Source organism: Mesorhizobium sp. M2A.F.Ca.ET.067.02.1.1, from assembly GCF_004023285.1.
Classification (GTDB): domain Bacteria; phylum Pseudomonadota; class Alphaproteobacteria; order Rhizobiales; family Rhizobiaceae; genus Mesorhizobium.
This window is the reverse complement of record NZ_RZSB01000826.1, coordinates 1-2,486: the sequence shown is the minus strand read 5'-3', so window position 1 is coordinate 2,486 and position 2,486 is coordinate 1. Positions and strand designations below refer to the sequence as shown.

The 2,486-nt window shown below is 67.6% G+C and carries 3 protein-coding genes and 1 pseudogene; all 4 read left to right on the top strand.

From position 1 onward, the window contains the following. Positions 1 to 552: pseudogene (locus tag EOA28_RS32365) on the top strand (hypothetical protein); the annotation flags it as partial. 87 nt (positions 553 to 639) lie between these two features. Then, positions 640 to 834: a hypothetical protein gene (locus tag EOA28_RS32360; RefSeq protein ID WP_128315687.1), complete on the top strand. Its 195-nt coding sequence runs from the start codon at positions 640 to 642 to the stop codon at positions 832 to 834. Next, positions 827 to 1,966 carry an efflux RND transporter periplasmic adaptor subunit gene (locus EOA28_RS32355; RefSeq protein ID WP_189342316.1) on the top strand — a complete coding sequence of 380 codons (1,140 nt, stop codon included), beginning with the start codon at positions 827 to 829 and terminating at the stop codon, positions 1,964 to 1,966. The genes EOA28_RS32360 and EOA28_RS32355 overlap by 8 nt, the downstream gene beginning before the upstream one ends. After that, positions 1,963 to 2,486: efflux RND transporter permease subunit (locus EOA28_RS32350; protein ID WP_148670996.1), on the top strand; the 524-nt coding region annotated here is incomplete at its 3' end. The genes EOA28_RS32355 and EOA28_RS32350, both read left to right, overlap by 4 nt.

Sequence of the window (2,486 nt, the reverse complement as noted above, 5' to 3'; positions counted from 1 at the left end):
ATGAAGCCGTGGCCCGGTCAGCGCTGGGCGATGCGTCAAGGCCCGGAAGACTTCGGCCCGCGTCGCATGGGTCCGCCTCCCGAATTTCTCGCCGCCCGGCTCGCAGCGCTCGAGACGCGGATCGGCATCCGCTCCGAGCAGCTCGATGCATGGCGCGACTATACCACCGCGCTGCAGGCGGTGCTGGCGCCACCGCCGCGGCCCGATTTCGCCCCGCCCGGCCGCGGGCCGGACGAGGCCGCCGGTGGCAAGCCGGATCAGGCAAAGCGCGATCCCTTCGCCTCCCAGGAGAATCTGGCCGACAAGGTGACCAAGCGCGCCGCATCCGCTGCCAAGCTCAAGGACGCCATCACTGTGCTGCGGGCCAAGCTGACGCCCGAACAGCTCGAAATCCTCGCTTCGGCGGACCGGCCGCATGGCCACCCCCCGTTCCATGGGGCAATCCGCCGGATGCAGCCGGCCCCGGAGGTCTGCCTGATCACGGACAGCTCCCTCCACCCCTACCCCGGAGTGGCGAGCAACTCTGACCGGTTGCGCCGGCCGGCCCTCTGACCCACCCGTTCAAGGGCCGGCCGGTTCTCTTCTTGCAACTTGAGATGCCCCGCACCGCCGCTGGATGCGCGAGGCGAGGAGAGCACCATGTGGGAAGCGCTGATGATGCTGCGCCTGATCGTGTCTGTTGCCCCGGGCCTGCGGGTCGGCCGGCAGGCTTCGCAGCCAGCCGCGGCGCCCACGTCGGTCGAGCATGCGATCCGGTTGAACTTCGCAGGCTATCGGCTGTCGCTTCCGATCGCCTCGTCCAATGTCAAAAACGATGACCGCAAAATTGCGTAAAAGACATCTTCTTCTCCTGGCATTGCTGGTCGCGCTGGCCGCCGTCGCAGCGCTCAAGGCTTATGGCCGCGCCACGCCCGAGCCGGCGACGCAGACGCCTGCGCCGGCAGCGACGCTCACCGTTTCGGTGGAGAAGGTGGTCGCCCAGACGGTGACATCGTCGGTCAGCGCGACCGGCACGGTGGCTGCATGGCAGGAAGCGACGATCGGCGCCGAAGAGAGCGGCCTGCGCCTGACCGAAGTCCTGGTGGCCGAGGGCGATCATGTGAAGGCCGGCGATGTCGTCGCAAGGTTGGATGACTCGCTCCTCAAGGCCCAGCTCGCCGAGCAGAAGGCAGCCATCGCTCAGGCGCAGGCGACGCTCGACTCTGCGTTGTCGGCCGCCGCGCGCGCCGACAGGCTGCTCGCCAGCAACGCCGTCAGCGCTGAAACCGCCGAGGACAAGGCGACCGCCGTCAAGACCGGCAAGGCCAGTGTCGACCAGGCAGAGGCCGCCGCCCAGCGGCTGCAGGCCCAGCTCGACAGGACGACCATCCGCGCCCCGTTCGACGGCATCGTCTCCAGCAAGCCGGCCGTGGCAGGCTCCATCGTCCAGGCCGGCACCGAGCTGATGAAGATCGTCCGTGACGGCAGGCTGGAGGTCGGTGTGCTTGTCCCTGAAAAGGACCTGGCGGCAATCTCGGCCGGTCAGCCGGCGAACATCGTCGACGCATCCGGCCGCGCCTTTTCCGGCAACATTTCCTCGATTGCCGAAACCGTCAATTCGACCACGCGCCTTGCCACCGTCTATGTCACCGTCGGCGAAGGCTCGGGCCTCAAGCCCGGCATGTTCGCCCGCGTCACGATCGAGACGGCGTCGTCCCGGCAACTGACCATCGCCGAAACGGCTTTGGTCTGGCATGACGGCAAACCGGCTGTGTTCGTCGTCGACGATCAAGGCAAGGTCGGCGCGCATCCCGTTGCAACCGGCACGCGCCAGAACGGCCGGGTAGCCATCGAAAGCGGCTTGTCGGAAAGCGACCGCGTCGTCGTCGCCGGCGCCGGCTTCCTGAACGACGGCAACCTCGTGCGCGTCTCCGCCGACGAGACGAAGGCTGCCGACGCCGCAAGCACGGCGGAGCCCGCACAATGAACGCCATCTCCTCGTGGTCGATCCGCAATCCGGTTCCGACCATCGTGCTGTTCCTGTCGCTCGGCATTGCCGGCGTCTACGGCTTCATGCAGCTGCGCACCAACAATATGCCCGACATCGACCTGCCGACCGTCACCGTCACGGTGGCGCAGCCGGGCGCGGCTCCGAGCGAAATGGAAGTCCAGGTCGCGCGCGTTATCGAGAACACGGTCGCGACCCTCGAAGGCGTCGACGACGTCTCGACCTCGATCAGCGAGGGCTCGTCCGTCACCACCATCGAATTCACCCTCGGCACCGATCCCGAGACCGCCACCAACGATGTCCGCAACGCCGTCTCCGGCGTGCAATCCAGCCTGCCGGCCGCGGCCCAGACGCCGGTCGTGGCGAAGGTCAACGCCACGGGCAATTCGGTGCTGACCTTCGTCGTCGAGGCGCCGACCATGTCGCCCGACGCGCTGAGCTGGTACATCGACAATGACGTCGCCAAGGTCCTGCTCGGTGTCGACGGAGTCTCCAAGAT